General features: G+C 62.7%; 25 protein-coding genes and 1 tRNA gene. 17 read left to right on the forward strand and 9 right to left on the reverse strand.

Annotation, left to right across the window (positions count from 1 at the left end):
- The first annotated feature begins 68 nt into the window (after nucleotides 1–68).
- On the forward strand, nucleotides 69–1,337 hold the full coding sequence (locus AB5I84_RS01380) for a bifunctional O-acetylhomoserine aminocarboxypropyltransferase/cysteine synthase (protein ID WP_369454039.1): 1,269 nt from the start codon (nucleotides 69–71) through the stop codon (nucleotides 1,335–1,337).
- Nucleotides 1,338–1,400: 63 nt separating this feature from the next.
- Here the strand turns inward: AB5I84_RS01380 and AB5I84_RS01385 are convergent, their stop codons facing one another.
- Together AB5I84_RS01385 and AB5I84_RS01390 are read right to left on the reverse strand one after the other, a co-directional pair.
- Nucleotides 1,401–1,691 (reverse strand): hypothetical protein, encoded by a 291-nt coding sequence (locus AB5I84_RS01385; RefSeq protein WP_369454040.1) that lies wholly within the window; start codon nucleotides 1,689–1,691, stop codon nucleotides 1,401–1,403.
- A gap of 253 nt (nucleotides 1,692–1,944) precedes the next feature.
- Nucleotides 1,945–2,021: transfer RNA gene (locus AB5I84_RS01390), tRNA-Arg, on the reverse strand.
- A gap of 321 nt (nucleotides 2,022–2,342) precedes the next feature.
- Here AB5I84_RS01390 and AB5I84_RS01395 point away from each other — a divergent pair.
- The 4 genes from AB5I84_RS01395 to AB5I84_RS01410 all read left to right on the forward strand — a co-directional run bounded on the left by AB5I84_RS01395 (nucleotide 2,343) and on the right by AB5I84_RS01410 (nucleotide 6,499).
- On the forward strand, nucleotides 2,343–3,047 hold the full coding sequence (locus AB5I84_RS01395; RefSeq protein ID WP_369454041.1) for a response regulator transcription factor: 705 nt from the start codon (nucleotides 2,343–2,345) through the stop codon (nucleotides 3,045–3,047).
- 113 nt (nucleotides 3,048–3,160) lie between these two features.
- A complete protein-coding gene (locus AB5I84_RS01400; RefSeq protein WP_369454042.1) occupies nucleotides 3,161–5,755 on the forward strand; it encodes a CHASE2 domain-containing protein in 2,595 nt (864 codons plus the stop codon).
- A gap of 102 nt (nucleotides 5,756–5,857) precedes the next feature.
- Entirely contained in the window at nucleotides 5,858–6,313 is a 456-nt protein-coding gene (locus tag AB5I84_RS01405) for a c-type cytochrome (protein WP_369454043.1), read from the forward strand.
- A gap of 33 nt (nucleotides 6,314–6,346) precedes the next feature.
- Nucleotides 6,347–6,499 (forward strand): hypothetical protein, encoded by a 153-nt coding sequence (locus tag AB5I84_RS01410; RefSeq protein ID WP_369454044.1) that lies wholly within the window; start codon nucleotides 6,347–6,349, stop codon nucleotides 6,497–6,499.
- Nucleotides 6,500–6,538: 39 nt separating this feature from the next.
- Here the strand turns inward: AB5I84_RS01410 and rep are convergent, their stop codons facing one another.
- Nucleotides 6,539–8,551 (reverse strand): DNA helicase Rep, encoded by a 2,013-nt coding sequence (gene rep, locus AB5I84_RS01415; protein WP_369454045.1) that lies wholly within the window; start codon nucleotides 8,549–8,551, stop codon nucleotides 6,539–6,541.
- A 92-nt stretch (nucleotides 8,552–8,643) separates the two neighbouring features.
- Here rep and AB5I84_RS01420 point away from each other — a divergent pair, with 92 nt between their 5' ends.
- Complete coding sequence (locus AB5I84_RS01420) at nucleotides 8,644–9,399, forward strand: SDR family NAD(P)-dependent oxidoreductase (protein WP_369454046.1); 756 nt, start codon at nucleotides 8,644–8,646, stop codon at nucleotides 9,397–9,399.
- Between the two features lie 12 nt (nucleotides 9,400–9,411).
- Here the strand turns inward: AB5I84_RS01420 and AB5I84_RS01425 are convergent, their stop codons facing one another.
- The gene (locus tag AB5I84_RS01425; protein WP_369454047.1) at nucleotides 9,412–10,896 is read right to left on the reverse strand and encodes a YifB family Mg chelatase-like AAA ATPase; all 1,485 of its coding nucleotides are present in this window, start codon (nucleotides 10,894–10,896) and stop codon (nucleotides 9,412–9,414) included.
- Between the two features lie 81 nt (nucleotides 10,897–10,977).
- On the reverse strand, nucleotides 10,978–11,223 hold the full coding sequence (locus AB5I84_RS01430) for an accessory factor UbiK family protein (RefSeq protein ID WP_369454048.1): 246 nt from the start codon (nucleotides 11,221–11,223) through the stop codon (nucleotides 10,978–10,980).
- Between the two features lie 308 nt (nucleotides 11,224–11,531).
- On the opposite strand from AB5I84_RS01430, the gene glnK reads away from it, so the two are divergent.
- Together glnK and AB5I84_RS01440 are read left to right on the forward strand one after the other, a co-directional pair.
- Entirely contained in the window at nucleotides 11,532–11,870 is a 339-nt protein-coding gene (gene glnK / locus AB5I84_RS01435; protein WP_369454049.1) for a P-II family nitrogen regulator, read from the forward strand.
- A gap of 65 nt (nucleotides 11,871–11,935) precedes the next feature.
- Complete coding sequence (locus AB5I84_RS01440; RefSeq protein WP_369454050.1) at nucleotides 11,936–13,198, forward strand: ammonium transporter family protein; 1,263 nt, start codon at nucleotides 11,936–11,938, stop codon at nucleotides 13,196–13,198.
- Between the two features lie 36 nt (nucleotides 13,199–13,234).
- On the opposite strand, the gene AB5I84_RS01445 is transcribed toward AB5I84_RS01440, so the two are convergent.
- The gene (locus AB5I84_RS01445; RefSeq protein ID WP_369454051.1) at nucleotides 13,235–13,963 is read right to left on the reverse strand and encodes an START domain-containing protein; all 729 of its coding nucleotides are present in this window, start codon (nucleotides 13,961–13,963) and stop codon (nucleotides 13,235–13,237) included.
- Nucleotides 13,964–14,124: 161 nt separating this feature from the next.
- Here AB5I84_RS01445 and AB5I84_RS01450 point away from each other — a divergent pair, with 161 nt between their 5' ends.
- Entirely contained in the window at nucleotides 14,125–15,039 is a 915-nt protein-coding gene (locus AB5I84_RS01450; protein WP_369454052.1) for an alpha/beta fold hydrolase, read from the forward strand.
- A gap of 39 nt (nucleotides 15,040–15,078) precedes the next feature.
- Nucleotides 15,079–16,002 carry a metal-dependent hydrolase gene (locus AB5I84_RS01455; protein WP_369454053.1) on the forward strand — a complete coding sequence of 308 codons (924 nt, stop codon included), beginning with the start codon at nucleotides 15,079–15,081 and terminating at the stop codon, nucleotides 16,000–16,002.
- Between the two features lie 18 nt (nucleotides 16,003–16,020).
- On the opposite strand, the gene AB5I84_RS01460 is transcribed toward AB5I84_RS01455, so the two are convergent.
- A complete protein-coding gene (locus AB5I84_RS01460; protein WP_369454054.1) occupies nucleotides 16,021–16,773 on the reverse strand; it encodes an SDR family oxidoreductase in 753 nt (250 codons plus the stop codon).
- 93 nt (nucleotides 16,774–16,866) lie between these two features.
- Here AB5I84_RS01460 and AB5I84_RS01465 point away from each other — a divergent pair, with 93 nt between their 5' ends.
- A complete protein-coding gene (locus AB5I84_RS01465; protein ID WP_369454055.1) occupies nucleotides 16,867–17,778 on the forward strand; it encodes a LysR family transcriptional regulator in 912 nt (303 codons plus the stop codon).
- A gap of 58 nt (nucleotides 17,779–17,836) precedes the next feature.
- Here AB5I84_RS01465 and AB5I84_RS01470 read toward each other — a convergent pair whose 3' ends face one another.
- Nucleotides 17,837–19,429: a flavin-containing monooxygenase gene (locus AB5I84_RS01470; protein ID WP_369454056.1), complete on the reverse strand. Its 1,593-nt coding sequence runs from the start codon at nucleotides 19,427–19,429 to the stop codon at nucleotides 17,837–17,839.
- 301 nt (nucleotides 19,430–19,730) lie between these two features.
- Complete coding sequence (speE, locus tag AB5I84_RS01475; RefSeq protein WP_369454057.1) at nucleotides 19,731–20,582, reverse strand: polyamine aminopropyltransferase; 852 nt, start codon at nucleotides 20,580–20,582, stop codon at nucleotides 19,731–19,733.
- Between the two features lie 275 nt (nucleotides 20,583–20,857).
- Between speE and AB5I84_RS01480 the strand changes: the two genes are divergently transcribed.
- From AB5I84_RS01480 to AB5I84_RS01505, 6 genes are read left to right on the forward strand one after another with little or no spacing between them, the layout of a single operon-like run.
- The gene (locus tag AB5I84_RS01480; RefSeq protein WP_369454058.1) at nucleotides 20,858–21,868 is read left to right on the forward strand and encodes a hypothetical protein; all 1,011 of its coding nucleotides are present in this window, start codon (nucleotides 20,858–20,860) and stop codon (nucleotides 21,866–21,868) included.
- Nucleotides 21,869–21,871: 3 nt separating this feature from the next.
- On the forward strand, nucleotides 21,872–22,399 hold the full coding sequence (locus tag AB5I84_RS01485; RefSeq protein WP_369454059.1) for a GTP-binding protein: 528 nt from the start codon (nucleotides 21,872–21,874) through the stop codon (nucleotides 22,397–22,399).
- A gap of 10 nt (nucleotides 22,400–22,409) precedes the next feature.
- Nucleotides 22,410–22,802: a roadblock/LC7 domain-containing protein gene (locus tag AB5I84_RS01490; protein ID WP_369454060.1), complete on the forward strand. Its 393-nt coding sequence runs from the start codon at nucleotides 22,410–22,412 to the stop codon at nucleotides 22,800–22,802.
- 24 nt (nucleotides 22,803–22,826) lie between these two features.
- The gene (locus AB5I84_RS01495; RefSeq protein WP_369454061.1) at nucleotides 22,827–23,234 is read left to right on the forward strand and encodes a roadblock/LC7 domain-containing protein; all 408 of its coding nucleotides are present in this window, start codon (nucleotides 22,827–22,829) and stop codon (nucleotides 23,232–23,234) included.
- A 30-nt stretch (nucleotides 23,235–23,264) separates the two neighbouring features.
- A complete protein-coding gene (locus AB5I84_RS01500) occupies nucleotides 23,265–24,275 on the forward strand; it encodes an AraC family transcriptional regulator (protein ID WP_369454062.1) in 1,011 nt (336 codons plus the stop codon).
- Nucleotides 24,276–24,278: 3 nt separating this feature from the next.
- Nucleotides 24,279–25,820 carry a metallophosphoesterase family protein gene (locus AB5I84_RS01505; protein WP_369454063.1) on the forward strand — a complete coding sequence of 514 codons (1,542 nt, stop codon included), beginning with the start codon at nucleotides 24,279–24,281 and terminating at the stop codon, nucleotides 25,818–25,820.
- The last annotated feature ends 36 nt before the right edge of the window (nucleotides 25,821–25,856 follow it).

Consider the following 25,856-nt stretch of genomic DNA (forward strand, 5'->3'; position numbering starts at 1 on the left):
TCAGCCCGGCGGCCGGGTGACTATAGTTCGGCTATCCTGTCCTCTTTCTGCGATTTGTTGAGTAACCCATGAAACGTGAAACCATTGCCATCCACGGCGGCTTCGCCGGTGATCCGGAAACCCACGCCGTGGCGGTGCCGGTCTACCAGACCACCAGCTACTACTTCGACAACACTCAGCACGGCGCTGACCTGTTCGACCTGAAAGTGCCGGGCAACATTTACTCGCGCATCATGAACCCCACCAACGCGGTGCTGGAGCAGCGCGTGGCGGAGCTTGAAGGTGGCATCGGCGCGTTGGCCATGGCCTCCGGCATGGCCGCGATCACGGCCGCCATTCAGACCCTGGCTCGGGTCGGCGACAACGTGGTGTCGGTGAGCCAGCTCTACGGCGGCACTTACAACCTGTTTGCCCACACGCTGCCGACGCTGGGTATTGAAGTGCGTTTTGCCGACGGCAATGATCCGGCCGCCATCGGTGCCCTGATCGACGACCGCACCAAGGCGGTATTTTGCGAGTCCATCGGCAACCCGGCGGGCAACATTGTTGACCTGCAAGCGCTGGCGGACGTGGCCCACGCGCATGGTGTGCCGGTGATCGTCGACAACACCGTGGCGACGCCAGTGCTGTGCCGTCCGTTCGAGCACGGCGCGGACATCGTGGTGCACTCGCTGACCAAATACATGGGCGGTCATGGTACTTCCATAGCCGGCGCCATCGTCGATTCCGGTAAATTCCCGTGGAAAGACAACCCGCGCTTCCCGCATTTCAACCAGCCGGATCCGTCCTATCACGGCGTGATCTACACCGAAGCGTTGGGTGAAGCGGCCTTCATCGGTCGTGCACGCGTGGTACCGCTGCGCAACATGGGCGCTGCGCTGTCGCCGTTCAACGCGTTCCTGATCCTGCAGGGCATTGAAACGCTGTCGCTACGCATGGAGCGCCATTGCGAGAACGCGCAGAAAGTGGCGGAGTTCCTACAGCAGCATCCGAAAGTGGACTGGGTTAATTACGCCGGTCTTCCGGACAGCCGTTTCCACGAACTGGCTAAGCGTTATATGGGTGGCCAGCCGGCGGCGATCCTGAGCTTTGGTGTGAAGGGCGGCCGCGAAGCTGGCGCCCGCTTCATCGACGCGCTGCAGCTGATCAAGCGGCTGGTGAATATTGGCGATGCCAAGTCACTGGCGTGCCATCCGGCCACCACCACCCACCGCCAGCTGTCTGACGACGAGCTGAAAGCGGCCGGTGTGAGCGCCGACCTGGTGCGGCTGTCGATCGGTATTGAGCATATCGACGATATCCTCGACGACGTGCGCCAGGCACTTGATGCGGTCTGATCGCTGTAGGTGTTGAGTGAATAAAAAAGGCCGGCATTGCCGGCCTTTTTTATTCACCACAAGTTAGACCGTTGCTAACTCGGCGCGCAGCGCCTGTAGTGCGCGGCGGTAATGCTCGCGACCGGCCAGTGCGGCAACGGCCGCCAAGCGGTCTGCAATGCGATCAAGCTCCGCGTCGGCGCTGGCGGCACACAATTGAAGACCATGGAAGCAGTAAGCACGTACTAACTCCGCATCCTGTGGGCAGGTCACTGGCGCGCCGGCCTGATCCAGCGCGATGCCGTCGTTGAGCAACGCATAGTCGGACGGCAGGTCCGGCTGTGAGTTTTGGAAGAGGTGGCAAGCCGCGTCCATGGCGTGGTCCTCGAGGAAATTTAGGAGGTGTGACGGATCAGGTTCGATCGTGCCAGAACGCATGGTGCCGCTGCGGCAGCGGAGGCGTCAAGGCGGAGGGCTGGCATAAAACGAAAAGCAGCTTTTACAACTGACTGCTCGTTTTTTGTGGCAAATGTGCCATTTTCTGCTGGTACTTTCGTTGCTGGTGAAATATTCGTGCACAACGAAAAACGGGCCCGCTGCGGCGGGCCCGTTTTGTACTGCTTCAAGATGGCGCACCCGACAGGATTTGAACCTGTGACCCCTGCCTTCGGAGGGCAGTACTCTATCCAGCTGAGCTACGGGTGCGGACTCCGGAAAGTTGCTCCGGAAGTGGGCGGCAATGATACGGACTCTCGCCGCTGCCGTCCATGCACCTGCCTCAATTGGGGGCGGCGATGGGCAAGTGGGACGGGTACCGCTATATTGCCTGCTCCACCGACGGCCGGCGCTCCGGCGCAGCTGAGCGGCCGTGGCCACGGGGGTGGGCGCATTGACGCACCTCTGAAGCGGGTCGCAGGGCCGACGGACGGATACACCATGGCACGGAATCACTGTGCTCGGTCCGGCAAGACCATGACTCTGCCGGGCCCCACTGACTGACCCAGGGATCGAAGAAGGAGCGGAACCTTGCGTATTGCCTACTTGGAAGATGATCAGGCACAAGCAGAGCTGATCCAGCATTGGCTCACCGAAGCGGGGCACACCTGTAACCACTGTGCCAGTGGCCGCGAGTTCATGGTGCTGATGCGCCGCGAGACCTTCGACCTGTTGCTGCTGGACTGGGAAGTGCCGGACTTTTCCGGTCTGTCGGTGCTTGAAGAGCTGCGCCAGAGCGGCAATGCCGTGCCGGTGCTGTTCGCGACCCAGCGTGACGACGAAGCCTCAGTAGTGGGCGCGCTGTCTGCCGGTGCGGACGACTATATGGTGAAGCCGGTGCGCCAGTCTGAACTGCTGGCCCGCATTACCGCGCTCGGCCGCCGCTCCGGCGTCGGCGAGGTAGTCCCGCAAACTGAGCAGGTAGTCGGCCCGTGGGTGGTGGATCGTGTACGCCGTACCATCACGCTCGACGGTGCACCGGTGAAACTGACCGACAAAGATTTCGAGCTCGCCAGCTATCTGTTCCAGAACATCGGCAAACTGATGTCCCGCGCGCACCTGCTGGAAAAGGTGTGGGGCATCATGTCCGCGATCGAATCGCGCACCGTGGACGTGCATATCAGCCGCATCCGGCGCAGTCTGGAAATCCGGCCGGAGCGGGGCTACCGCATCAAGACCATTTACCAACACGGTTACCGCCTTGAGCCGGTGGACGAGCAGGGAGGGGCCGCATGAACGCAGGGCAGGCAGCTGCGCTCTGTCCGTCGCGCGGCATGGATGGCATGCATGCGGGAGAGGCCTGACACCTTTCGCCGTGACGGCGCAAGGTGGTGGCTCAGCGTGACAATGTGAAACGCGAGACATCCCGGCGTTATTACCTTGAGCACCTGGCGGTGCTGCTGGTGGTGGCAGGACTATGCATTGTCCTGCTGCACACCGGCGCGTGGATGTCGCTCAGCCGTTATTTCTACGACAACATGCTCAAGCTGCTGCCGGAACCGACGGTGGCAGATATCACCATCGTCACCATCGACGAGCCCAGCTTGCAGGAAATCGGCCGCTGGCCGTGGGATCGCAGCGTCCATGCCCAGTTGGTGCGGGCCTTGGATGATCTCGGTGCCCGCGCCATCGTGCTCGACCTGATCTTCTCCGAACCCGACCGGGTACGACCGGAATCCGACGCTGCCTTGGTGGCCGCCATGGCTCGCCACGGCTCGGTGTTCTTGCCGGTGCATGTGTCCGAAGGCGACGGCGGTGCCAACCTCAAGGAGGTGATGCCGCACAGCTCCTTTGCGCGCGCCGCCGCCGGCATGGGTCACGTGGACGTGGAACTCGACGAAGACGGTGTGGTGCGCGGTCTGTACATGCGCTCCGGCGTCGGCCAGCCCTGGTGGCCGCACCTGTCGTTGGCTCTGCTCGACCACGAGGATCCGCGCGCGCTGCCGTTGTACCCAGCGCGGCAGGCTTATGCCGCCCGCAGCGGTGTGGTGCGGCAGTATTACCGCATGGTGCCGTTCTCGCAGAAGGGCGAGGGTTTCCGCCGGGTGTCGGTGCTGGATGTCCTCTACGGCCGCGCTGCGGCGTCTGATATCAAAGACAAGATTGTGTTTGTCGGCGCCTCCGCCCAAGGGCTGGGAGACGTATTGCCGACGCCGCTGTCTGGCCGACGTGGGTTGCTGCCAGGAGTGGAGTTGAACGCGTCCGTGTTTGCGGCACTGCGCGAGCACCGTTTGCTGCGGCCATTACCGACCCCCTGGGTATGGGGGCTGTCGTTAGCGCTGGCATTGATTGCGCCCACGGTGCTGCCGTTCGTGGCGCCGCGCTGGTCGATTCCGGTGGTCGGCGGGGCGGTGCTCGGGGTGCTGCTATTCAGTTACACCATGCTGTATTGGCGTCAATTGTGGTTCCCGGTGGGGCCGGCGATGATCGGTGCGTTGATGGCCTACCCGCTTTGGACTTGGCGGCGGCTAGAGTACTCGATCGGCTACATGCGTGCGGCGCTGGAGCGTCAGTCGCTGCACGACGACCTCAACCAGCGGTTGGTGCAACAGGCGCGGTTGGATGACTTCCTGGTGTGGTTGGAGCAGGTGATGCCGGTGACCGCTTGGCGCATTCGTCCAGCGGTGCCGGGGGTGCCGAACCGGCTCGCGCGCAGTGAGGGTGGCGCGGCCGTGCCGGAGCGCAGCTGGCAGGGCACCCGCGGTCGCCACTACAGCATGATTCATGACCATCAGCGCTACGAGCTGTCGCTGGTCTGGAACGAAGGCGCGCCGACCCCGGCTCAGGAACAATGGGTGCGCGCCATGATTGCGCGTAGCGACGCGTTGCCAGACCACGCCGACAACCACTATGACGTGGTGGAAAGTCATATCGAGCGGATGGCGGCGCAGGAGGTGCAGCAGCAAGCGCTGACGCGCTTCTTCGAAGCTAGCTTGGAGCAGTTGCGCGACGGCATTGCGATTGCCGATGCCTGCGGCTGCCTGCTGTTCCTCAATACCCAGGCGCAAGAATGGCTGGGACTGACCCAGCGTCGGGTGGCGCAGCTGTCGCTGTTGGATATCGGCCGCGAGCTGGTGCTGTCGGAGGATTTCAATTGGCGCGCCATTCTTTGCGATGCGTTGTCCAGCGGCCGCGCCCAACTGGAGTGTCGCAGTCGTGGCGGGCTCGATCTGTATGTGGATGTGCTGCGCATTCGTGCTGGCCAGCATCCCGGCGAAGTACTGATCGTCACGCTGAAAGACATCAGTGAAGTGAAGAACGCCATCCGCGCCCGTGGCGAGATGATGGACTTCCTGTCGCACGACTTGCGCAGCCCGATGGTGTCGCTGTTGGCGCTGGCGGAGCAGTCGCGCAAGGCGCCGCTGGAGCCGGGTCAGTTCCTTGAGCAGACTGAGTATTACGCCCGCCGCAGCCTGAACTTTGCCGAGCAATTCCTGCAATTGGCCCGCGCCGAGTCGGTGCAGCAGGAGGACTTCGTGCTGCTGGATATGCTGCCGGTGGTGGAAAGTGCTATTGAGCAGGTTAACGCTCAGGCGGTGCAGCGGCAGATCCGGGTGGAGTTCGAATACGACCTTGCCGAAGAAGTGTGGGTGAACGGTAACCACGAGTTGCTTGAGCGCGGCATGGTCAACTTGCTGACCAATGCGGTGAAGTACTCTGGTGCCGGCCGCGACGTCAGTGTAAAGCTCTACTGCGCCGGCCAGCGCGTGCATTGCCGGGTGCAGGACCACGGCGTGGGTATCGAGCCGGACTTCCTCCAGCATCTGTTCAAGGCCTATTCCCGTGCCCGCAGCGCCGGCGGTGCCCGTACTCGCGGTGCCGGATTGGGGCTGCGTTTCGTCAAGGTGGTGGCCGAGCGCCATGGTGGCGAAGTGCAGGTCAGCAGTGTGCTGGGCGAGGGCAGTGTATTCACCCTCAGTCTGCCGCGTACGGCACTTTCGTAGCGACTGTTTCAACCATTGTCCCGGTGCGGGTATAATCGCCGCCGCCGGGCCCGTGGCGCATGGCCTCGCGCCGCACCCCCACGCCGAGATGAGGTATTGATCGTGAACAAATTCATTGTTGCCATTGCTGCCGCACTGGCTCTGCTGGTCTTCGGCTCGTCCGCGACCGCCAACTCCGGTTCCCCGTTTGCCGCCAGTGAGCGCTCTGTTTTCAGCGATCGCGCCATCGCCGAACGCATCAAGCCGTCCGGCACGGTGTGTGTGGAAGGCGACAATTGTGGCGTGGCCACGGTAGCCGACGCCGGCAACAAGGAGCCGCGCTCCGGTGAGGCGGTGTTCAACAGCTCCTGCACCGCCTGCCACTCCACTGGCGCCGCGGGTGCGCCGCGCATGGGCAACGCCGGTGAGTGGGCGTCGCACATCGCTAAGGGCATCGACACGCTCTACAAGCACTCCATCGAAGGCTTTAATGCCATGCCGCCGAAAGGTCTGTGCATGGACTGCTCTGACGAAGAGCTGCATGCCGCCGTCGATTACATGGTTTCCAAGTCTAAGTAAGCTATGCGCAGCCTACTGCTCTTGGGAGTCCTGATGGGGTTGGCCGCGTGCGGCGATCCGGAACCGGTGCCGGTGGCAGAGCCGGAAATTCCGGATACCGTGCTGCGTCAGCCGCCGCCACCACAGATGGACCCCGCCGACATTCCCGAGCCGCTCGAAGAGCCGGCGGACGAGTCGGAGCTGTAAAGAAACCGGCGCTGTGTGCGCCGGTTTTTTTATGCCCGCTCAGTCGCCCAACAGCGCCCGCAAACCGGCGAGGCTGTTCTGCGCGATGGCGTCAGCTTGGTCCGGATCGTGCACTGCACCCTCGCCGTGGAATTGCAGGTCGTCCTGCGGCATCTCCTCGATGAAACGACTCGGTACTGTGCCCACCCGCTCCCCGAATTGCTTACGTGTCAGCGCGTGGGTCAGCGTCAGGTTGGCTTTAGCGCGGGTGATGCCCACGTACATCAAACGCCGTTCTTCAACGATATTGTCGTCCTCGATGCTGGCGCGGTGCGGCAGCAGCTCTTCCTCAATGCCCATCAGGTAGACGTGGGGGTACTCCAGCCCCTTGGCGGCGTGCAGTGTCAGCAGCTGCACGCGGTCAGTGTCGTCCTCGTTATCCTGTTGTTCGAGCATGTCGATCAACACCAGGCGCGCGATGGTACTGGCGAGGTCGCGATCTTCTTCGTCGCGTTCCATCATCCGCTCCAAGCTGCCCACCAGCGTCCAAACGTTTTCCACACGGCGGTCGCCAATACGAGGACTGGAGGCGTTCTGGCGCACCCAGCCTTCGTAGTTGAGTTCGCTGATGAGTTCACGCACGGCTTGGGTGGAATGGTCGCGCTGGCTCAGCTCGCGCTTCTGGTCCATCCACTGCTTGAACTCGCGCAGCCGCTCGGCGCCACGGGCCGGCAACACGCTGTCGAGCGCCATGTCGTCGCACACGTGATAGAGCCCTTGGCCGCGCTTGGCGGCCCAACCGGCCAGCTTCTCCAGCGTTGCCGAGCCGATCTCGCGCCGGGGCGTGTTGATAATACGCAGGAATGCGTTGTCGTCGTCCGGGTTCACCAGCAGCCGCAGGTAGCACATCAGGTCTTTCACCTCGGTGTGCGAGAAGAAGCTGCGTCCACCAGAGACCTTGTAGGGGATCTGCATGGTTTGCAGCTTGGTCTCCAGCGCGCGTGACTGGAAATTGCCCCGGTAGAGCACCGCGAAATCCTTCCAACGCAGGCCTCGCTGTAGCCGCTGGTGGAAAATATCGGTGGCAATCCACTCGGTTTCCGCCTCCTCATCGGCCAGCGCTACCACCCGGATCGGCTCGCCGTAGCCGTAGTCGGACCACAGCGTTTTCTCGAACACATGCGGGTTGTTGGCGATCACTGCGTTGGCGGCTTTGAGGATGCGGCCGGAGGAGCGGTAATTCTGCTCCAGTTTGACGATGTTCAGATGCGGCCAGTCCTGCTGTAGTTGGGCGAGGTTTTCCGGCCGCGCGCCACGCCAGGCGTAGATCGACTGATCGTCGTCGCCGACCACGGTGAAGCGGCCGAGCGGTTCTACCAACAGCCGCACCAGCTCGTACTGGGCGCTGTTAGTGTCTTGGTATTCGTCCACCAGCAGGTAGCGAATGCGGTTACGCCATTTTTCCAACGCGCTGGGGTGGTCACGCAAGAGCGTTACTGGCAGAAAGATCAGATCGTCAAAGTCCACCGCGTTGCAGGCGCGCAGCATGCGGTTGTAGCGGCTGTAGCTGATAGCAGCGCGTTGCTCGTCGTCGGTCTGCGCCAAGCTCAGTGCCTGTTCCGGTGACACCAAGTCGTTTTTCCATGAGGAGATGCGGTGCAGGATGAAATCCACCGCGTCGAGATCGCGCTCACTGTCGCCTTGGTGCAGCAGCTCCTTCAGCAACTCGCGGCCATCGGCCTGGTCGAGGATCGAGAAGCCGCTGCGCAAACCGCACAGTGCCAAATCGGACTTGAGGATACGCAAGCCAAGGTTGTGGAAGGTCGACACGATCAGGCCGCGCGAGGCGCTGCGCGACACCAGAGTGCCGATGCGTTCCTTCATTTCCCGCGCCGCCTTGTTGGTGAAGGTGACCGCCGCGATGTGGCGGGCGCTGATCTGGTGATGCTCGATCAGCCAGGCAATCTTGCGGGTGATGACGCTGGTTTTGCCGGAGCCAGCGCCGGCCAGCACCAGCAGGGGCCCCTGGGTGTACATCACGGCTTCTTGCTGGCGCGGATTGAGGTTGTTCACAGGCGGCTCCGGTGCGGGAAGCGCGTATCATAACAGCGGGTCGGGCCGCCGGCAGCGGTCGCCCGGTGTGACATCCAGCGAAGGAGATTGAGATGCAGGACCGCTTTTCCATGCAGGGCAAACGGGTGCTGGTGACCGGGGCGTCGTCCGGCTTCGGTGCCCATTTCGCGGTGACGTTGGCGGAAGCTGGCGCTGATCTGGTGCTGGCGGCACGGCGGTTGGAGCGACTTGAGCAAACCGCTGCTGCGGTGCGGGCGTTCGGTCGCGAAGCGCTGGTGCTGCGGATGGATGTGGCGGACCCCGCCAGCGTTGAGCAGGCGTTCATGCGTATGCCGGCGCTAGATGTAGTGATCAACAATGCCGGCATCAGCCGCCTTGGCACCACGGAGTCGCTCAGCGAAGACGACTGGGATGCGGTGCTGGACACCAATCTCAAAGGCGTGTGGGCGGTGAGCCGCGCGGCCATCAAAGCGTGGCGCGCAGCGGACCGCCCCGGCAACTTGGTCAACGTGGCATCGGTGTTAGCGCTGCGGGTCGGCAACCAGCTACCGGCCTATGCAGCCTCGAAGGCCGCGGTAGTGCAGTTCACCCGTTCAGTGGCGCTTGACTATGCGCGCTATAACATCCGCTGCAATGCGTTGTGTCCGGGCTACTTCGTAACCGAAATCAACCGTGATTGGCTGGCCTCAGAAGCCGGCCAGCGTCAGATCAGTCGGGTGCCGTTCCGCCGTGTTGGCGAGATGGAAGACATCAGCGGGCCGCTGTTGCTGCTGGCGTCTGATGCTTCACGGTTTATGAGTGGCGTGGCGTTGCCGGTGGATGGGGGCCACCTGTGCTCGGCACTCTGAACGGCCGCCTGTTCAGCCTTGCCAATGCCGGAACGCCAAGGCCGTACGCAGGTGCTGAGCGTTGACCTCGGTTTCTGCCGCCAGATCCGCCACTGTCCGCGCCACCCGCAACAAGCGGTGGGTGGCGCGAGCTGACAGTCCCAAGCGCTCGCCCACTGGTGTCAGCCAGTCTTGGTGCCGGTGCAGGATCGGGGCCAGCGCTTGATGATCAAGATTGCGGTTCAGCCCCGGTTGCCGTTGCCATTGGCGCTGCCGCGCCGCCATGACCCGTTCGCGGATGTCGGTGCTGGATTGCCCGCTGGGCAGCGACAATAACTCTGCCGGCCGCACCGCACTGACGCCCACCATCAAATCAATCCGGTCGAGCAGCGGGCCGGACAGCTTTTGCTGATAGCGCGCCGCGCGTGGGCACGGATCACCGCAGGCGCGCTGGGGGTCGCCCAAGTAGCCGCAAGGGCAAGGATTCATCGCCGCCACCAGCTGGAACTGCGCCGGCAGCCGGGTGCGGTAAGCCGCCCGTGCCAGATGGATTTCGCCGGTCTCCAGCGGCTCACGCAGTGTTTCCAGGGTATTGCGCTGGAATTCCGGCAACTCATCGAGGAACAACACCCCGTGATGGCTGAGGGACACCTCGCCGGGCCGCGGCTGCGCGCCGCCGCCTGCCAGCGCCACCGTGCTGACTGAATGATGTGGCGCGCGAAATGGAGGCAGGTGGAGGGCGGCCAATGGGCGCGGATTGCGCAGTCCATGCACGGCGGCCACCTCGATGGCCTGTGCCGTTGTGAGTGGCGGCAGCAGACCAGGCAGCCGCTGCGCGAGCATGCTCTTGCCACTGCCTGGCGGGCCGCACAGCAGTAGTGAATGACCGCCGGCGGCGGCGATCTCCAGTGCTTGTTTGGCATGGGATTGGCCGCGGATGTCGGACAGGCACAGGGGTGATTCGGGAGACTGCGGCGGCTCGCTGGCCACCGGTGCTGTGAGCGTCAGCTGCCCGGCCAGCGCCGCACACAGACTGCGCAGGCAGTCCGCCATCAATGCCACGCCCGGTACCAGTGCTGCCTCGGCTGCATTGCCCTGGGGTAGCACCAGTTTGCGGCCGGCCCGTTGGCAGGCTAGCACCGCCGGCAGTGGCGCCCGCACCGGGCGCAGACCACCGCACAGCGCTAGTTCACCGACCAACTCTAAATGCTCTAACTGGGTGCCGGGCACTTGGCCGCTGGCTACGAGGATGCCGGTGGCGATGGCCAGGTCGAAACAGCCTCCCTGCTTGGGTAGGTCGGCGGGTGCCAAGTTCACGGTGATGCGGCGTTGCGGAAAACTGAAACCGCTATTGAGCAAGGCCGAGCGTACGCGGTCGCGGCTTTCTTTTACCGCGGTTTCGGCGAGGCCGACGATATGGAAGCCCGGTAAGCCGCCGGACAGATGGGTTTCCACCACCACTTCTGGGGCTTCAAGGCCAAGTTCGGCACGGCTGAGAATGCGGGAGAACGAAGACATGGCGGCAGTGTGGCGCCGCCCGGGCGGGCTGGACAGCCGACAACGCTGATAGTGGTTGTCAGCTATCCGGGATGAAGCAGGTCAGCTGCTTTGTTGTTCGAGCGCGGCCACGCTGCGCTCCAGCGCTTCCAGTTTTTCGCGGGTGCGCAGCAGGACTTGCTGCTGCACGTCGAATTCTTCCCGGCCAACCAAATCCATGCGCGTGATGGTCTCGCGCAGCACCGCTTGCACGCTGCGCTCTACTTCATCGCGCAGTTCTCCAAGGCCCGCCGGCAGGCGGCGGCTGATGTCCGCCATCAGGCGGTCGATCAAGGGCAGGTCGTTCATGGCTTGTCCGCGTGGTCAGCAAAGCGGCCATGGTAGCGCCGCCCCCGGACCGCGGCCAGCGCCGCCGCGACCGCTTGCGCACCAAAATGGGGAGCGCGGCCAAGTGCTGCGCTATAATGGCCCGGTCTTGTGCCCGCGACAGTGGGCCAGACACAGCAACTCTCTGATTTTGCGTGCGAATTCAAATAGGCATGGATCGTGCAAAAAACCAGACGCAGTGACAGGGCGTCCGCCCACCACTGACCAGACGGGCGCGGCCCGTCGTATTGGAATGCATCGCGTCGCGGTGCTCGCCAGAGGAGAAGTACATGAAACTCGTCACAGCCATTATCAAGCCGTTCAAGCTTGACGACGTGCGCGAGGCGCTGTCCGAGATCGGCGTCCAGGGCATCACCGTTACCGAAGTGAAAGGCTTCGGCCGGCAGAAGGGCCACACCGAACTCTACCGCGGTGCTGAGTACGTGGTGGACTTCCTGCCCAAGGTGAAAATCGAAGTGGCCATCGGCGACAGCATCCTCGACCAGGTGGTGGATGCCATCGCCAAGGCGGCCAATACCGGAAAAATCGGCGACGGCAAGATCTTCGTCACCGAGTTGCTCCAGGCGATCCGTATTCGTACCGGGGAAACCGGCGAAGACGCCGTCTGATCCACCCGCTCCACCCAACGATCCATGCCTACTGATCGCGACGTCCATCTCCGGAGGGTTGTCCTGTGGAACACGTGCTTGAACTTCGCTTTGCCCTCGATACGTTCTATTACCTTGTCTGCGGCGCGCTGGTGATGTGGATGGCCGCCGGCTTCATGATGCTTGAAGCCGGTTTGGTCCGAGCCAAGAACGCCACTGAAATCCTCACCAAGAATATCTCGCTGTTTTGCATTGCCGCCATCATGTACCTGCTGGTGGGCTACGCCATCATGTACGGTGGGCCGCTGCTGTTGCATGGCATCGGCCAGTTCGATCTGGCCAGCATGCTCGATGCGTCCAGCCGTAACGGCTTTGGCGGTGACGCCAACTACGCCCGCGGTGCCGACTTCTTCTTCCAAGTGATGTTCGTGGCTACCGCCATGTCGGTGGTGTCCGGCGCCGTGGCAGAGCGCATGAAGCTGTGGGTGTTCCTGCTGTTTGCCATGGTTATGACCGCAGTCCTGTATCCCATGGAAGGCGCCTGGACCTGGGGCGGCCGGGATGTGTTCGGTCTATTCAATCTCGGCGAACTGGGCTTCAGCGATTTTGCTGGCTCTGGCGTAGTGCATTTGGCAGGCGCCACGGCAGCGCTGGCGGCAGTGCTGCTGCTCGGCCCGCGGCGCGGCAAGTACAACAGCGATGGCACCATCAACGCCATTCCTGGCTCCAACCTGCCGCTGTCGGCGCTGGGCACCATGGTGCTGTGGTTGGGCTGGTTCGGCTTCAATGCGGGTTCGGTGTTCAAGCTGTCGGACGGCAACAGTGCCAATTTGGTGGCGATGGCGTTCCTGAACACGCATATGGCGGCGGTGTCCGGGGGTGTGGCGGCGTTGCTGATGTCGCGGCTGCTGTTCGGCAAGGCCGATCTGACCATGCTGCTCAATGGTGTGCTGGCCGGACTGGTGGTGATCACGGCGGATGCGGTGAATCCGGAGCCGGCGCTGGCGGCGCTGTATGGCGCGCTGGGCGGTGTGCTGGTGGTGCTGAGCATCCTCGGGCTTGACCGGCTACACATTGATGATCCGGTCGGCGCCATCTCGGTGCATGGCAGCTGCGGCATCCTCGGTTTGCTGTTGGTGCCATGGGCCAACCCGGATGCCACGCTGGTGGGACAGTTGGCGGGTATCGCGGTGATCTTCCTGTGGATCTTCTTGATGTCACTGCTGGTTTGGGCGCTGCTCGGTAAGTTGATGGGGCTGCGCGCGTCCCAAGAGGATGAGTACAACGGGCTCGATGTGCCGGAGTGCGGGATGGAGGCCTACCCCGAGTTCCTACGCGTGAAAAGCTGAGCAAGCGCGGGCGCCGGCAACGGCGCCCGCTTTGTTTCACGGAGCGAGATGCGCGGCAGGGAAGCGCAGCGCGTCCGGATCCGGCAGCGACAATTGATGTGCGTCATAGACCCGGTAAGCAGGTTTTTCCAGTTGCGCGTGCAGTCCTTGCAAGGTAGTCAGCGGTGCCTTGGTAGCGACGAAGTTCGACAGCCAAGTGGGGATCGAGCCGCCGGGGTCCACAAAAGTCTCGAAGGTGACCCGGCTCCAGCCGTCGGCCAAGGGTTCCACCACGAAGCGATTGTCGAGTTCCGGCAGGCGGGTATAACCCCGCTGTGGCGGGTAGACCGCATCGGTGGCTCGAGACGCCACCGTAATCGCCAGTGTGGCCGGATCTTGAGTGATTGCAGTGTTCACTACTACGTCCCGATCTGATACCGGCCAGATGCCTTTGATCATGATGCGGGTATGGGTCACTCCCCATTCACTGCGTTGCTCTGCGCGTTGGCACTGGAACACCCAATCGGGGAAGTTGGGCACGTCGCGGATCACCGCCAGCACATTCAGCGCCGAGTAGGGCACTTCCACCACACCTTTGAACTGCTTGATGGGGTAGCCCTCCACCGGGCGGTTCCAGGTGCTCACCTCGCCGCGGGCAGTAGCGGTTTTCAGCGGCTTCCAGGGCGCGTCCGCTAGCGCCGGTTGCGCCAGTAGCAAGGCCGCCAAAACCAAACAATGGTGCAAGAACGAGGCGTTACGGAAAGAAACCATCGACGGCAACAGCATAGGGGCTCCAGTACAAGGCATTGACTTCCGGGCGAGCTCGCGACGTCAATGATTACATTGCCTAATGGTTCCATTTAAAATGTAATCATGACTCGCCTGTGTCACAGGCAGCGAATTCTGTATGTGAAGTTGCGAGCTGAGGCTCGCCCTGGAGCCCCAACATGACGACTCAACGGCATCGTATCCAATCCGGATCGATCTCTCTGCAGGCTTATACCTGGGGTGATCCGACGGCTACGCCGTTGGTGCTGGTGCACGGTTACCCGGACAACCATCTGGCTTGGGTGCCGGTGGCGGAAAGATTGTCCGACAGTTTCTATGTTATTGCCTATGACGTACGCGGTGCGGGCGAGTCCGACCGGCCGAAAGGGCGCAAGGCTTACCAAATTAGTGTGCTGGTGGAAGACCTGGAAGCGGTGGTGGATACCCTGATCCCGGGGCAGCAATTCCATCTGGCCGGTCACGATTGGGGCTCGATCCAGAGCTGGGAGTCGGTCACCACCGCGCCGATGAAGGACCGCATTCTTTCTTACACCACGGTGTCCGGCCCGAGCCTCGACCACATGGGCTACTGGGTGCGCAGCCACCTGTCTGACAGCGCCAGCCGCGTTTCCGCGCTGAAGCAGCTTATGTCCTCTTGGTATATCACCGCGTTCCAACTGCCGCTGATACCGGAGTTAATGTGGAAAGCCGTGGTCGGCCGCAATTGGAAACACTTCCTGTCCAAGGTTGAAGGGGTGAAGGAGCCGCATGCCAACCCCTACCAGACCGTGGACGGTCGCGACGGCGTCTGGCTGTACCGATCCAACTTTGCTCCGCGCCTGCTGCGCCCGGCGCCGCGCTACGCTGACTGCCCGGTGCAACTGATCGTGCCGCTGAAGGATGCCTATGCTGGCGTCTACCTGTTTGATGAGCTGCACGAGTGGGTGCCGGAACTGTACCGCCGCGATGTCGACGCCGGTCACTGGCTGATGCTCAGTGACCCTGATTGGTTGGCGGCCGCCATCCGCGATTTTATTGATGCCGTAGAACGAGGGGACCAACAAGAGTCCTTGCGTTCACTGCGCGTGGCGTGACCGCCACCTCCCTAAATTACTGTTGTGAAGGACCTCGCCATGCAGAGTCAACAACGCCAGGAACGCCATCAGCTGGTGATCCGCCAACCGAAGTTCGATCTCGCCGACTCCCCGGTACATTGGCTGCCGAAGGATGAGTTCGCGAGCCACATGGTCAATGGCATCAACCTGCTGTTGCCGGCCGGCGAACTGTGGTTCTGCCGTGTTTACAACAAAGCGTTGCCGATGGTGACTGATCCACAGCTGCGCAAGGATGTGGAAGGTTTTATTCGCCAGGAGGCTAACCACGCCCGTGCTCACCGCCAGGCCGAAAAATGGTTGGCGGATAACGGTTACGACATTGAGCCGGTACTGGACCGCGCTAACTGGCTGTTTGGTCAGGTGCTGGGTGAAGATGCCCTCGGCTACCCGCTGCTGACCCGCGCCATTGGCACCAAGCGCTGGCTGGTCCTGCGCGTTGGTATCATCGCGGCGATCGAGCACTTCACCGGCATGCTGGGCGACTGGTGCATGAACAGCGATGGCTGGGATATTGGCGACCCGGTAGTGGCGGACCTGTTCCGTTGGCACCTGGCCGAAGAGGTGGAACACCGCTCGGTGGCGTTTGAACTGTTCGAACACCTGTGCAAAACCGAATTGGGCTTCTATGTGAGTCGCCAGGCGCTCATGGCCGTGGTGTTCCCGATGTTTATTTACTTGCTGTCTGATGCGGCGCGTGACTTGGCTGGCCAAGACCCAGATCCGAAGGCACGTAAGATCGCCCGCATGTCGATAGTGCGGATGGTGTTCGAGATGGAGCGCAACGGCCGCAGTCGCGATACGCTGCCGAAGTTTTCCATGCTGGTGCGTCGCACCCTGCGCTGGGCGGCTCCGAGCTTCCATCCGGAGCCGGAAGGCGACACTGAACAGGCGCTGGCCTACATTGCCCGCTCGCCGTCAGCCCAGGCCGGCACCATCCACTGATGCCGCCGGCGCTTGGCCTCAGGTCAGGCGCCGTACCACTCCCAGCGGTAGCAGCCGCAATGCCAGCCCAATCACACCCCAAGGCCAGCGCGGGATGCTGGCCTTGGCCACGCCCCGCTCGATTGCCGCGGCCAGCGCCCGACAACCCTGCTCACGATCGACGATGAAGGGTGCATGTTTCAGGCGCGCATTGATGTCTGTGCGGATATAGCCAGGGAACAGCGTGGTAACCCGAATGGGCGTGTCCCATAGCTCCGACCGGATGCCTTCTGCCAGCGTCGCCACGGCCGCTTTACTGGCGGCGTAGGCGGTGGTGGCACCCGCCATGCCTCGATACGCTGTGACCGATGAGATCACCACCAGATGCCCCTGATTTTGGGCGCGGAACTGCTGCACCGCCGCCTCGCACTGCGCCAGCGCGGCGGTGAAGTTGGTGTTCACCGTGGCCAAGTTGGCGCTGAAACCGCCGCTGCCAATCGGCGCCCCCTTGCCGATGCCTGCGTTGACGATGACCCGGTCGAGGCCGCCGAGTGCATCGCTGAGCTGCTTGAACACGTCGAACACCGCGCCGTGGTCGGTGACATCCAGTTCCGCGATGACCACCCGGCAGTGCGGGTAGCGCGCCCGTAGCGCGTCACGCAGTGCTTCCAATCGGTCCAGCCGTCGCGCGCACAGGGCTAGTTGGTGGCCGCGGGCGGCAAACTCCCACGCCAAGCCCTCGCCGAGCCCGCTGCTGGCGCCGGTGATCAGTGTCCGTGTGGTATGGCTCATGACGACTCTCCTTGGCGGTCCCGACCGATCGTTGCAAGCCGGTGGTGGCTGTGACAACGTGCTGCACGCTGTGCATGGAGCGGGCTTGCGACTATGAAAAAACTGAATATCGGTAACATCGACCTGAATTTGTTCGTGGTGTTCGAAGCAATCTATCGCGAACGCTCGATCACCCGTGCTGCCAGCCTGCTCAGTCTCAGCCAGCCTGCGGTCAGTCATGCACTGGCGCGGCTGCGCGATCGCCTCGACGACGTGCTGTTCGTGCGTCGCGGCCATGACATGGTGCCCACACCCCGAGCGCGGGAGCTGATCGGGCCGGTGCGCGAGGCGTTGCACGGCTTGCAGGGCTGTCTAGCGGGCATGGGCGGCTTCGAGCCGGCCCAGGCGCGGCGCACCTTCGTGCTGGGCCTGCGCAGCGGGCTGGAAGCTTACATCCTGCCGCAGCTGATGCAGGTGGTCACCCGCGAAGCGCCGGGCGTGGATGTGCAGACGCTGTCGGTCAGCCGGCGCGACCTGCCTTCCACCTTGCTGGCGGGGCGGCTGGACCTTGCTATCGATGTGCAGCTGCCAGTGGATTCCCGCATCGGCCAGCAACACCTGATGGATGCGCCCCTGAGCTTGGTGATGCGCGCTGATCATCCGCTGGCAGCGAAACAGGTGCTGACGCTGGGAGATTATCTTGGTGCGCGCCATGTACTGGTGTCGTCGCGTCGGCGCGGACCCGGGCTGGAGGATTTCGGTCTGGCCCAAGCCGGCCACCATCGCACCATCGCTTTGCGCTGCCAACATCATCAGTCGGCCATGGCAACACTCACCACCACCGACCTACTGCTTACCCTGCCGCGGATGCTGGCGCTGCAACAACCGCCGCCGGGGTTGGTGGTGCGAGAGCTACCGCTGGCGCTGCCACCGTTATCGCTGTATCTGTACTGGCACCAGGAGCACAGCGCAGATCCGGCGCTGGCCTGGCTACGCAGCCGGATGCCGGTGATGCCGCGTCGATGAAAACAGAAAACGCAGACATAAAAAATGCCGCGATTGCGGCATTTTTTATGGTTCCGGATCAGGCTGGTGCGTCGGCCGGGTTAGGCTTCGATGCCGCCGCTTTTTTCGCGGCCGGCGCCTTCTTTGCCCTCGGTTTGGCCGGGGCCTTCTTGGCGGCAGCCGGCGCTGCGTCCTGCTGGGCTGGTGCCGCTTTCTTTAACGCCGGGCGAGGATTGGAAAACTCCATGGCGCCGTCATCGATCTTGCTCAAGCGCATGGAGGCCAGGTCCACCGCATAGGTCTGGCTTACTTGCCAAGGCGCGCGGTCACCCTGCTTTGGCATCAGCGCGCGGGCACGTTGTACGTAGCCGGAGTCCATGTCGATGAACGGGCGAGTATTGAGACCGGCGGGGGTGCGCGGGGTGGCCACTTTCTTGTCGATTTCTTCCATGTAGTTGAGCAGACGGCACACGTACTCGGCGCTGATATCGGCTTTCAGGGTCCAGGAAGAGTTGGTGTAACCGAACACCATGGCGGCGTTGGGCAGATCGCTGAACATCAGACCCTTGTACGCCACTGCATTGAGCAGGTCGTAGGGCTTGTCGTCCAACGTCAGCTCGGCGCCGCCAAGGATTTGAACCTGCAAACCGGTGGCGGTGATGATGATGTCCGCGTCCAGCTGCTGGCCGGATTTCAGCAAAATGCCGTTTTCGTTGAAGGTCTCGATGTGGTCGGTAACGATCTGCGCTTGGCCCTTGCGCAGCACCTTGAACAGGTCGCCGTTCGGCACCGCGCACAGGCGCTCATCCCACGGGTTGTACTTGGGATCAAAGTGGGTCATGTCGAATTCTTTGCCGACCTGCAGTTCGACCTGCTTCATCAGCAGTTTGCGCATCAGTTTCGGCTGCATCTTCGATAGCCGGTAGACCGCCATTTGCAGGCCCACGTTGCGGGCACGGGCGAGGCGGTACACCACTGATTCCGGCAGGAATTTGCGCAATGCGATGGAGATGTGATCGCTTTCCGGCACCGATGCCACGTAGGACGGCGAGCGCTGCAGCATGGTCACGTCAGCGCCGCCCTGGGCCAGCGCTGGCACCAGCGTCACGGCAGTGGCGCCACTGCCGATGATGATGACTTTCTTGCCTTGGTAGTCCAGGTCTTCCGGCCACAGCTGCGGGTGGACGATCTGACCTTTAAAGCTGTCGCGGCCGGGGAATTCAGGGGTGTAACCGGCTTCATAGCGATAGTAGCCGGTGCAGTTGACGACGAAGCGCGCGGAAAAGGTGGTGGACTTGCCTTCGTGTTCGGCAGTCACTTCCCACAGACCTTCAGCGGAGTTCCAGTTGCTGCGCAGCACACGGTGGTTGAAGTGGATGTGCTTGCGCACGCCGTATTCATCCGCGGTGTCGTTGATGTACTGGCGGATCGACGGGCCATCGGCAATGGCTTTGTCGCTGGTCCACGGGCGGAACGAGTAGCCGAGAGTGAACATGTCGGAATCGGAACGGATGCCCGGGTAACGGAACAGGTCCCAGGTGCCGCCGATGGCATCGCGCCCTTCGAGGATGGCGTAGCGCTTGTCGGGGCATTCGCGCGTCAGATGGCAAGCCATGCCGATACCGGACAGGCCGGCGCCAATGATCAGGACGTCAAGTTGTTGTTTGGACATAGCTGCGCTCTCGGTCAGTAGGCAGATACAGGAGACGCATCATGGCTGCGGACGATCTGCCGCGCCGGCACTCCTGCACTGGGTCAGGGACACCCAGGATTGGAGCCAATTTAACCTTTACATTGTCCAATGGCATGGCTTTATCGCCGCATCTGACATGCCATGTGGTCAAGATTGAAGAAAGATTGTCAGACAGTAGAAGGCGCAGTGTTCGGAGGGGTATAGGCGGGTGGGGGGCTGGCTGGGTGCTGGGGCGAAGAATCGCCCTGAGCGCCGGTAAACCGGCGCCAGGGCGGTGTCGTCATGCCAAGGCTTTGCGCATGAAGGGTGGCAGTACCAGCGCACTGCGGTGGGCATCCGCAGTGTAGTAGAGGGTTTCGAACGGTTTTGCCGCCGCCGCCTCTTCGCGGAAGTGCGTCACGTCCACGCCCTTGCCAGCCATGGTGCAGCTCCACCAGCCGCTCGGGTAGCACGGCTGCGGGAATGGCAGCGTCTGCGTGCTGGTGAAGCCCGCTTCGCGCATGTTCAGGTGCAGGTCGCGGATGATGGTATCGCTGTGCAGCAGCGGTGATTCGCTCTGTTGCACAATGATGCCGCCGTCGCGCAGCACGCGGTGGCAGTCACGGAAGAAGTCGGCTTTGAACAACCCTTCCGCCGGGCCCACCGGGTCGGTGGAGTCGACGATGATGACGTCGATGCTGCCGGCTTCGCATTCCTGCATCCATTTCACGCCGTCGATGAACAGCAGTTCAGCGCGCGGGTCATCATTGGATTCGCACAGCTCTGGGAAGTACTTCTCCGACAGGCGCGTCACCATCTCGTCGATGTCGATCTGGGTGGCCTGCTCTACACCCGGATGGCGCAGCACTTCGCGCAGGGTGCCGCAGTCGCCGCCGCCGATGATCACCACCCGCTTGGGTGCGGCGTGGGTGAACAGCACCGGATGCGACATCATCTCGTGATAAAGGAAGTTGTCGCGGCTGGTGACCATGGTGGCGCCGTCAATGGTCATCAGGTAGCCGAACGTGTCGGTGTCCCACATTTCAATGTGCTGGTAGGGCGTCTGCACCTCTTCCAGCTTGCCTTTCAGGCGCAGGCCGAACGCCGTGCCGGCGCTGTCAAAGTGCTCAATAAACCAAGGGGTCTGGGACATCGGATCGCATCCTCGTCGAGGCGGTGAAGAGACAACGGCGCGCATTCTAGCGTGCTCATCCCACTGCTCCCACTCCCATCGTCCCAAGCTAAGAAGAAAATATGGGACAAAATGCCATCATCCTGATGCCGCTAGATTTGTGTGCCTATTCAAGTTCTGAGGGAATGGCACCCAATGCAGTGTGGACGGCAGAAAAAGATAGCGTATAAGTATGAGTCGGTGTTTAATGATTTATCACTAGCCGCTGTCGGCCAAAGAGTACAGGAATCATAGGAATGGGTGGGGACGGGGCCATCGGACTGGGAATAACCGGGTTGTCGGAGCATGACAGCCTGATTCTCCGGTCGTTGCTGAGCATTCTCGAGCTGAACCAATCACAGCGCTGGGAGCTGGTGGATGCGGCCCACTGCGACATTCTGCTGATGGCAGTTGGGCACCCGGCTTTTGGCGCCACGGCGGCTTTGGCGGCCAACCAGCGCCCGGTACTGGTCGGCTTCGGTGAGTGCGAGGACGAGCCGGCCCGCAAAGTGTTCATGCTGCCGTCGCCGCTGCGTTCACGTTCATTGCTGACAGTGCTGGATCGCGCCCGAGCAGCGCTGGCCGGCGTAGCAGACCAAGTTGATGCCGAGTCGGTGGTGGTGGCGCCGCCGCCCGTCGCCGCAGCGGCTGCGCCGCCGGTGGTGCCGGTGGCATCAAGCCAGGCGCCGCTGCTGTCCGAGCACTGGCCGGCGCGCTACCAACTGTCCAGCAGCCAGGCGCGGCTGGCGGTGGACCGGGAAGCTGGGACCGCACTGGTGTCCGGTGACAAGGGTGATTTATTCAACCTGTTGCGCGCCTTTGTGTCTGGGCGCTGTCAGCCGGAAGCAGTGGCACGGTCGCTGGACTGGAGCAACGCCACACCGCTGTCCGACCTGTTGTGGCCAGCGGCGGCGGCCGGTTTGGTGCTGCATCCGGAAGGCATCGACCGTTACCGACAAGCGGCGCTACAGCTGCGGCGCTGGCCGGGCCGCGCGGCGCTGCAATGCCACAGCGGTTATGGGCGCCTGTGTGCGGCCTTGAGCCGTCGCGCAATGCCGGTGCAGGCGCTGGTGGCCCATACCGGGGTGGCAGAAGAAGTGGCCTGGCCTTTCGTTGCCGCCGCTGAAGTGCAAGGGCTGCTGCAGATCGTGGACATGCCGGCCCCGGCGCCCGATGCAGCGCCGCAAGAGCCGGAAGAGCGCCGCCAGAAGGCCGGCATCTTCCAACGTATCCGCCAGCGTTTGGGGCTGGGGAAGGAACGGGAGTAAGGCGTGACGGGGGAACTCAAATTCATCTTCACCGGCACTCCGGGGGTGGGCAAGACCACGGCAATACGCGCGGTCAGCGACACAGTGCCGGTCAGTACGGATGTACTGGCCACCGACGAGTTGGCAGCAATCAAAAGCCATACCACGGCGGCCTTGGATTTCGGCGAATTGCGTCTGGAAAACGGGGATCTGGTGCGTTTATACGGCACCCCCGGCCAGGAGCGGTTCGAGTTCATGTGGGACATCCTCGCCGAGGGTGCCCTGGGGTTGGTGGTGCTGGTGGACCACAGCCGGCCGCAGGCGGTGCAAGACATGTGCCTGTACCTGGACAGCTTCAAGCAACTGGTGGCGCGCACCGGTGCGGTGGTGGCGGTGACCCGTCACCCGCAGCCAGACACGGCGGCGCTGACCGACTACCAGGACGCGCTGGAAGCGCGTGGGCTGTGCCTGCCGGTGCTGGCAGTGGATATCCGCCAGGCAGAGGACGTGCGGCTGTTGCTGGATGTGCTGATGACCACCGCTGAGTACTGATGGGGACACGATGAACATTGCCATTGCGCATATGGAAAAAATGCGGGAAGCGGAACGGCTGATGGCCGACACCTGCCGCGATACCGACGGCGTGTACGGCATGCTGCTGTGCACCTCCGACGGCCAAGCCCAAGCCACTTACATCGAGCGTCAGGAACAGGGCGGCCGCCTGAGTGCCATGTCCAGTTCGCTGCTGGCGCTGGCTGAAACCATCGCTCGGGAGACACGCCAGCAACAATGCCGTTACGTGATTCTCGACAACACCGACGGCTTCGTGGTCAGCCTGCGGGTGGATAGCCGCCTGACACTGACCTGCCTCGGCAATCAACGCATCAATCTCGGCATGTTGCTGTCGACCAGCAAGATGACCGCTGAACGACTTCAACAACTGATTCACCAATAAGCTCAACCTCAAGGGGAAGAAACCATGACATCACTGGAAGAAATCTGTAAATCACTGGTCGACGACGTGAACGACGCACTGGGCGCGGCGGTGGTGGACGTGTCCTCCGGCCTGCTGCTGGCGGTGTACCACAACGTGCCCTACTTCACCCAAACCTACCTCGATGCTGTAGCGGCAGCGGCGGTGGACATGTTCCGCGGCAAGACCATCAGCACCGTGGAAAAACTGCTGTCCGGTCAGCGTGGCCATCAGGTCACCAACATGATCAAGGAAGTGCAGATGACCACCGAACGCACTTACCACTTCATGATCGTGATGCCGGACAAACCCAACTCCATGCTGGTGCTGATTACTGGGCGTAAAGCCAACCTTGGCATGGGCTGGGCCGCAGTACGTGGTGCGGTGCCGCGCATTTCGCCGCTGTGCCCGTAATCACCCATTGAACGGATAGGGAGCGCGGCCATGAACATGGCACTTCCCCAGTCTGCACGCACACAGGCCTGTGTGGTGGCGCGGCTGCTGCAGGATCAGGGCCATGCGCCGGAACGCGTTCTGGCGCAGCAAGGCCTCGGCAGTGACGATCTGCGCACACCGTGGGAATCGGTGCCCAGCGCCCGCATCACCGGGCTCTGGCGCACCGCCCGCGAACTGCTCGGCCCCGACTGTGGGCTGCTCGGCAGTCGATATCTGAACCTCGCGTCGTTCCAGGAGGTCGGTTACTGCGCGCTGACCGCGCCCACGGTGCTGCTGGGCCTGAAGGCGCTTGCCAATTATTTTCCGCTGGTGGCCGGCAACGGTTTGCTGATCGTCGAAGAGCGCGATGACGTGGTGGTGCTTACTTTCCACGAAAATCCGCTGTCGCCGATCTGCCACGCTGAAGTAGATCTGTTGTTTGCGGCATTGGTGCGAGAAATGGCGCGCCATTGCCTGCAACCAATAGTGCCGCTGCAGGTGGAGTTGCAGCAGCGCGGCCGCAGTGGCAGTCGCTTGTACCGTGATTGTTTCGGCGTGCAGCCGTATTTCGGCACGGTGCAGGATCGCATGCTGTTCAGCCGTCACGACCTGATGCAGACACCGAACGGTGCCAACCCGGATGTCTACCAGCGGTTGCACCACGAGCTGGCGCGCAATCTGCGCAGCAGTGAAGGGTCGCTGCAGGAAAAAGTCAGTTCGTTGCTCATGCACGTGCTGCCGGGTGGGGTGTTCGAGCTGGAAGAAATTGCTCGGCGCCTCGGTCTGTCTGCCCGCACTTTGCAACGTCGGCTGGCGGCCGAAGGCGTGGTGTTCAGCGCCTTGCTGGAGCAGGCGCGTAAGGACATCGCGCTGCAACGGGTGAAGCGTGGCAACCAGAGCATCAAGGAAATTGCCTACACCCTCGGCTATGCCGACATGAACAACTTCACTCGCGCCTTCAAGCGTTGGTTCGGCGCGCCGCCGTCGCACTATCGCCACCAACACCGGCCATCAGGCTGAATCATGTGGGGCGCGGCGCAGATCGAAATCGTGGCAGCGCTGGGGCAGGCACCGGGGTTGTCGCCGGAACAGGTGGCTCGCACTTCATGCCATCCGCAGGTGCTGTCGCGGCTGAGCCGTTTCAGTGGACGTCCGGTTACCGAGATCTATGCCTGCGCTGACCGGGTGATCAAGACCCGCAGCGAGCTGGAGTTCGCCGCCGCCGCCGCCGCACGCGATTGGATCGCCGCGCGCTGTGAGCACGAGCGGCTGCTCGGCTGTTACCACCCGGAAAAGACCTGGCTGGTGCTGCATGGTGACCACAGTGTCAAAGTGGCCAGCGTCACGCCACGGCTGGTGGCGTTGGATGATGCGCTGCAGCAGGCCGGCGCTGAGGTGGCTGAAGGCCTCGCTCAGGTGGCCAGCCTGTGCTTGGCGGTGGCGGCGCGCAGCGATGTGGCACTGGATGAAGGGCTGAGCAACTTTGCTTTCACCGCTTCCGGGCAACTGGTTTACCTCGACGACGATCATTATCCGCTGCAACAGCATTCGTCCCTGTGCGCCACGCTGGTGACCTGGATCCGGCGCTTCACTGCGTTGCCAGCGGCGGCTTGGGAGCAGGTGGGTGGCCACATGCGCACCCAATTGTTGGCCAGCTATGGTGATGAAGGGTTGGCCCAGACGCTGGCGTCGCAGCTCTATGACCATTTTGTCGCCGGCGCGGCTCAAGAATCCCACCGTGCCGCCTTGGCGGCAGGTCTGTGCCGCTCGGAGCGTGATTGCCGGGGCCGCTCGGCCGTCGGTGCCTGTTTCGAAGCCGGCAGCTTTCCGCGCCGGACGCTGGTGATGGCCGATATCTACGGCAATCTGCCAGCCCTAGAAGCCATCCTGCGACAAGCTGATGCTGACGACATTGATGACATCTTGGTGCTTGGGGATGTGGTCGGTTATGGCCCGGCACCGGGCGCCTGCATTGACTTGCTGCGCACCCGTGGTTGCCACGTGCTGCAAGGCAACCTCGATTGGCTCGCCTCCAGCGATCAGTGCCTGGACGGCATTTCCGATGCGGCACGTTGGAGCGTGGAATGGACCCGGCAACAACTGTCTCCGGCACAGCGGGACTGGTTGGCCGGCTTGCCGCGCACGCTCGACGGTGATAGCTGGCTTGGGGTCCATGGTGCACTGGTGGAGCCGCGCCCGCTGTTTGGCTACATCTACGACGCCACCGCTGAAGACAACCTTGCGGCGGTGGTCAAGCGCGGCAAAAAGTGGCTGCTGCATGGCCAAAGCCACCGCCAGGGCGTGTTTTACCTGCGTCGCGGTTTGGATGGCTTTGTCGCGGCCGACCACGTGGCGCTGGCGCCATTCGAAGCCGGCCTGATCTGCCCAGGCTCGGTGGGACGCAGCCGCCATGGCCGTGATGGCTGTGAATATCTGGTGATCGATTGGCAGCAGATGCGGGTGCGCGGTCACCGCCTTCCCTATGACGCCTCCACTGTGGTGCTGGATATGGCAGGCCACGGTTTCCCGGCGTTGCTCAGTAACGGTTTCCTAACCCGCAACTGAGGCGGCAAATAGGCATTGGGTCTTGTCGGAGGGTCT

The sequence above is a fragment of the Alcanivorax sp. REN37 genome (assembly GCF_041102775.1).
GTDB classification, from domain to species: Bacteria; Pseudomonadota; Gammaproteobacteria; order Pseudomonadales; family Alcanivoracaceae; genus Isoalcanivorax; species Isoalcanivorax beigongshangi.

Bases quoted from the DNA above. Each gene is read 5' to 3' on its own strand.
- AB5I84_RS01470 (WP_369454056.1), bottom strand. From the start codon at position 19,429: ATGTCCAAACAACAACTTGACGTCCTGATCATTGGCGCCGGCCTGTCC.
- AB5I84_RS01490 (WP_369454060.1), top strand. From the start codon at position 22,410: ATGAACATTGCCATTGCGCATATGGAAAAAATGCGGGAAGCGGAACGG.
- AB5I84_RS01500 (WP_369454062.1), top strand. From the start codon at position 23,265: ATGAACATGGCACTTCCCCAGTCTGCACGCACACAGGCCTGTGTGGTG.
- AB5I84_RS01465 (WP_369454055.1), top strand. From the start codon at position 16,867: ATGAAAAAACTGAATATCGGTAACATCGACCTGAATTTGTTCGTGGTG.
- speE (WP_369454057.1), bottom strand. From the start codon at position 20,582: ATGTCCCAGACCCCTTGGTTTATTGAGCACTTTGACAGCGCCGGCACG.
- AB5I84_RS01445 (WP_369454051.1), bottom strand. From the start codon at position 13,963: ATGCTGTTGCCGTCGATGGTTTCTTTCCGTAACGCCTCGTTCTTGCAC.
- AB5I84_RS01460 (WP_369454054.1), bottom strand. From the start codon at position 16,773: ATGAGCCATACCACACGGACACTGATCACCGGCGCCAGCAGCGGGCTC.
- AB5I84_RS01495 (WP_369454061.1), top strand. From the start codon at position 22,827: ATGACATCACTGGAAGAAATCTGTAAATCACTGGTCGACGACGTGAAC.
- AB5I84_RS01410 (WP_369454044.1), top strand. From the start codon at position 6,347: ATGGGGTTGGCCGCGTGCGGCGATCCGGAACCGGTGCCGGTGGCAGAG.
- AB5I84_RS01420 (WP_369454046.1), top strand. From the start codon at position 8,644: ATGCAGGACCGCTTTTCCATGCAGGGCAAACGGGTGCTGGTGACCGGG.
- glnK (WP_369454049.1), top strand. From the start codon at position 11,532: ATGAAACTCGTCACAGCCATTATCAAGCCGTTCAAGCTTGACGACGTG.
- AB5I84_RS01380 (WP_369454039.1), top strand. From the start codon at position 69: ATGAAACGTGAAACCATTGCCATCCACGGCGGCTTCGCCGGTGATCCG.
- AB5I84_RS01455 (WP_369454053.1), top strand. From the start codon at position 15,079: ATGCAGAGTCAACAACGCCAGGAACGCCATCAGCTGGTGATCCGCCAA.
- AB5I84_RS01425 (WP_369454047.1), bottom strand. From the start codon at position 10,896: ATGTCTTCGTTCTCCCGCATTCTCAGCCGTGCCGAACTTGGCCTTGAA.
- AB5I84_RS01385 (WP_369454040.1), bottom strand. From the start codon at position 1,691: ATGGACGCGGCTTGCCACCTCTTCCAAAACTCACAGCCGGACCTGCCG.
- AB5I84_RS01505 (WP_369454063.1), top strand. From the start codon at position 24,279: ATGTGGGGCGCGGCGCAGATCGAAATCGTGGCAGCGCTGGGGCAGGCA.
- AB5I84_RS01450 (WP_369454052.1), top strand. From the start codon at position 14,125: ATGACGACTCAACGGCATCGTATCCAATCCGGATCGATCTCTCTGCAG.
- AB5I84_RS01480 (WP_369454058.1), top strand. From the start codon at position 20,858: ATGGGTGGGGACGGGGCCATCGGACTGGGAATAACCGGGTTGTCGGAG.
- AB5I84_RS01430 (WP_369454048.1), bottom strand. From the start codon at position 11,223: ATGAACGACCTGCCCTTGATCGACCGCCTGATGGCGGACATCAGCCGC.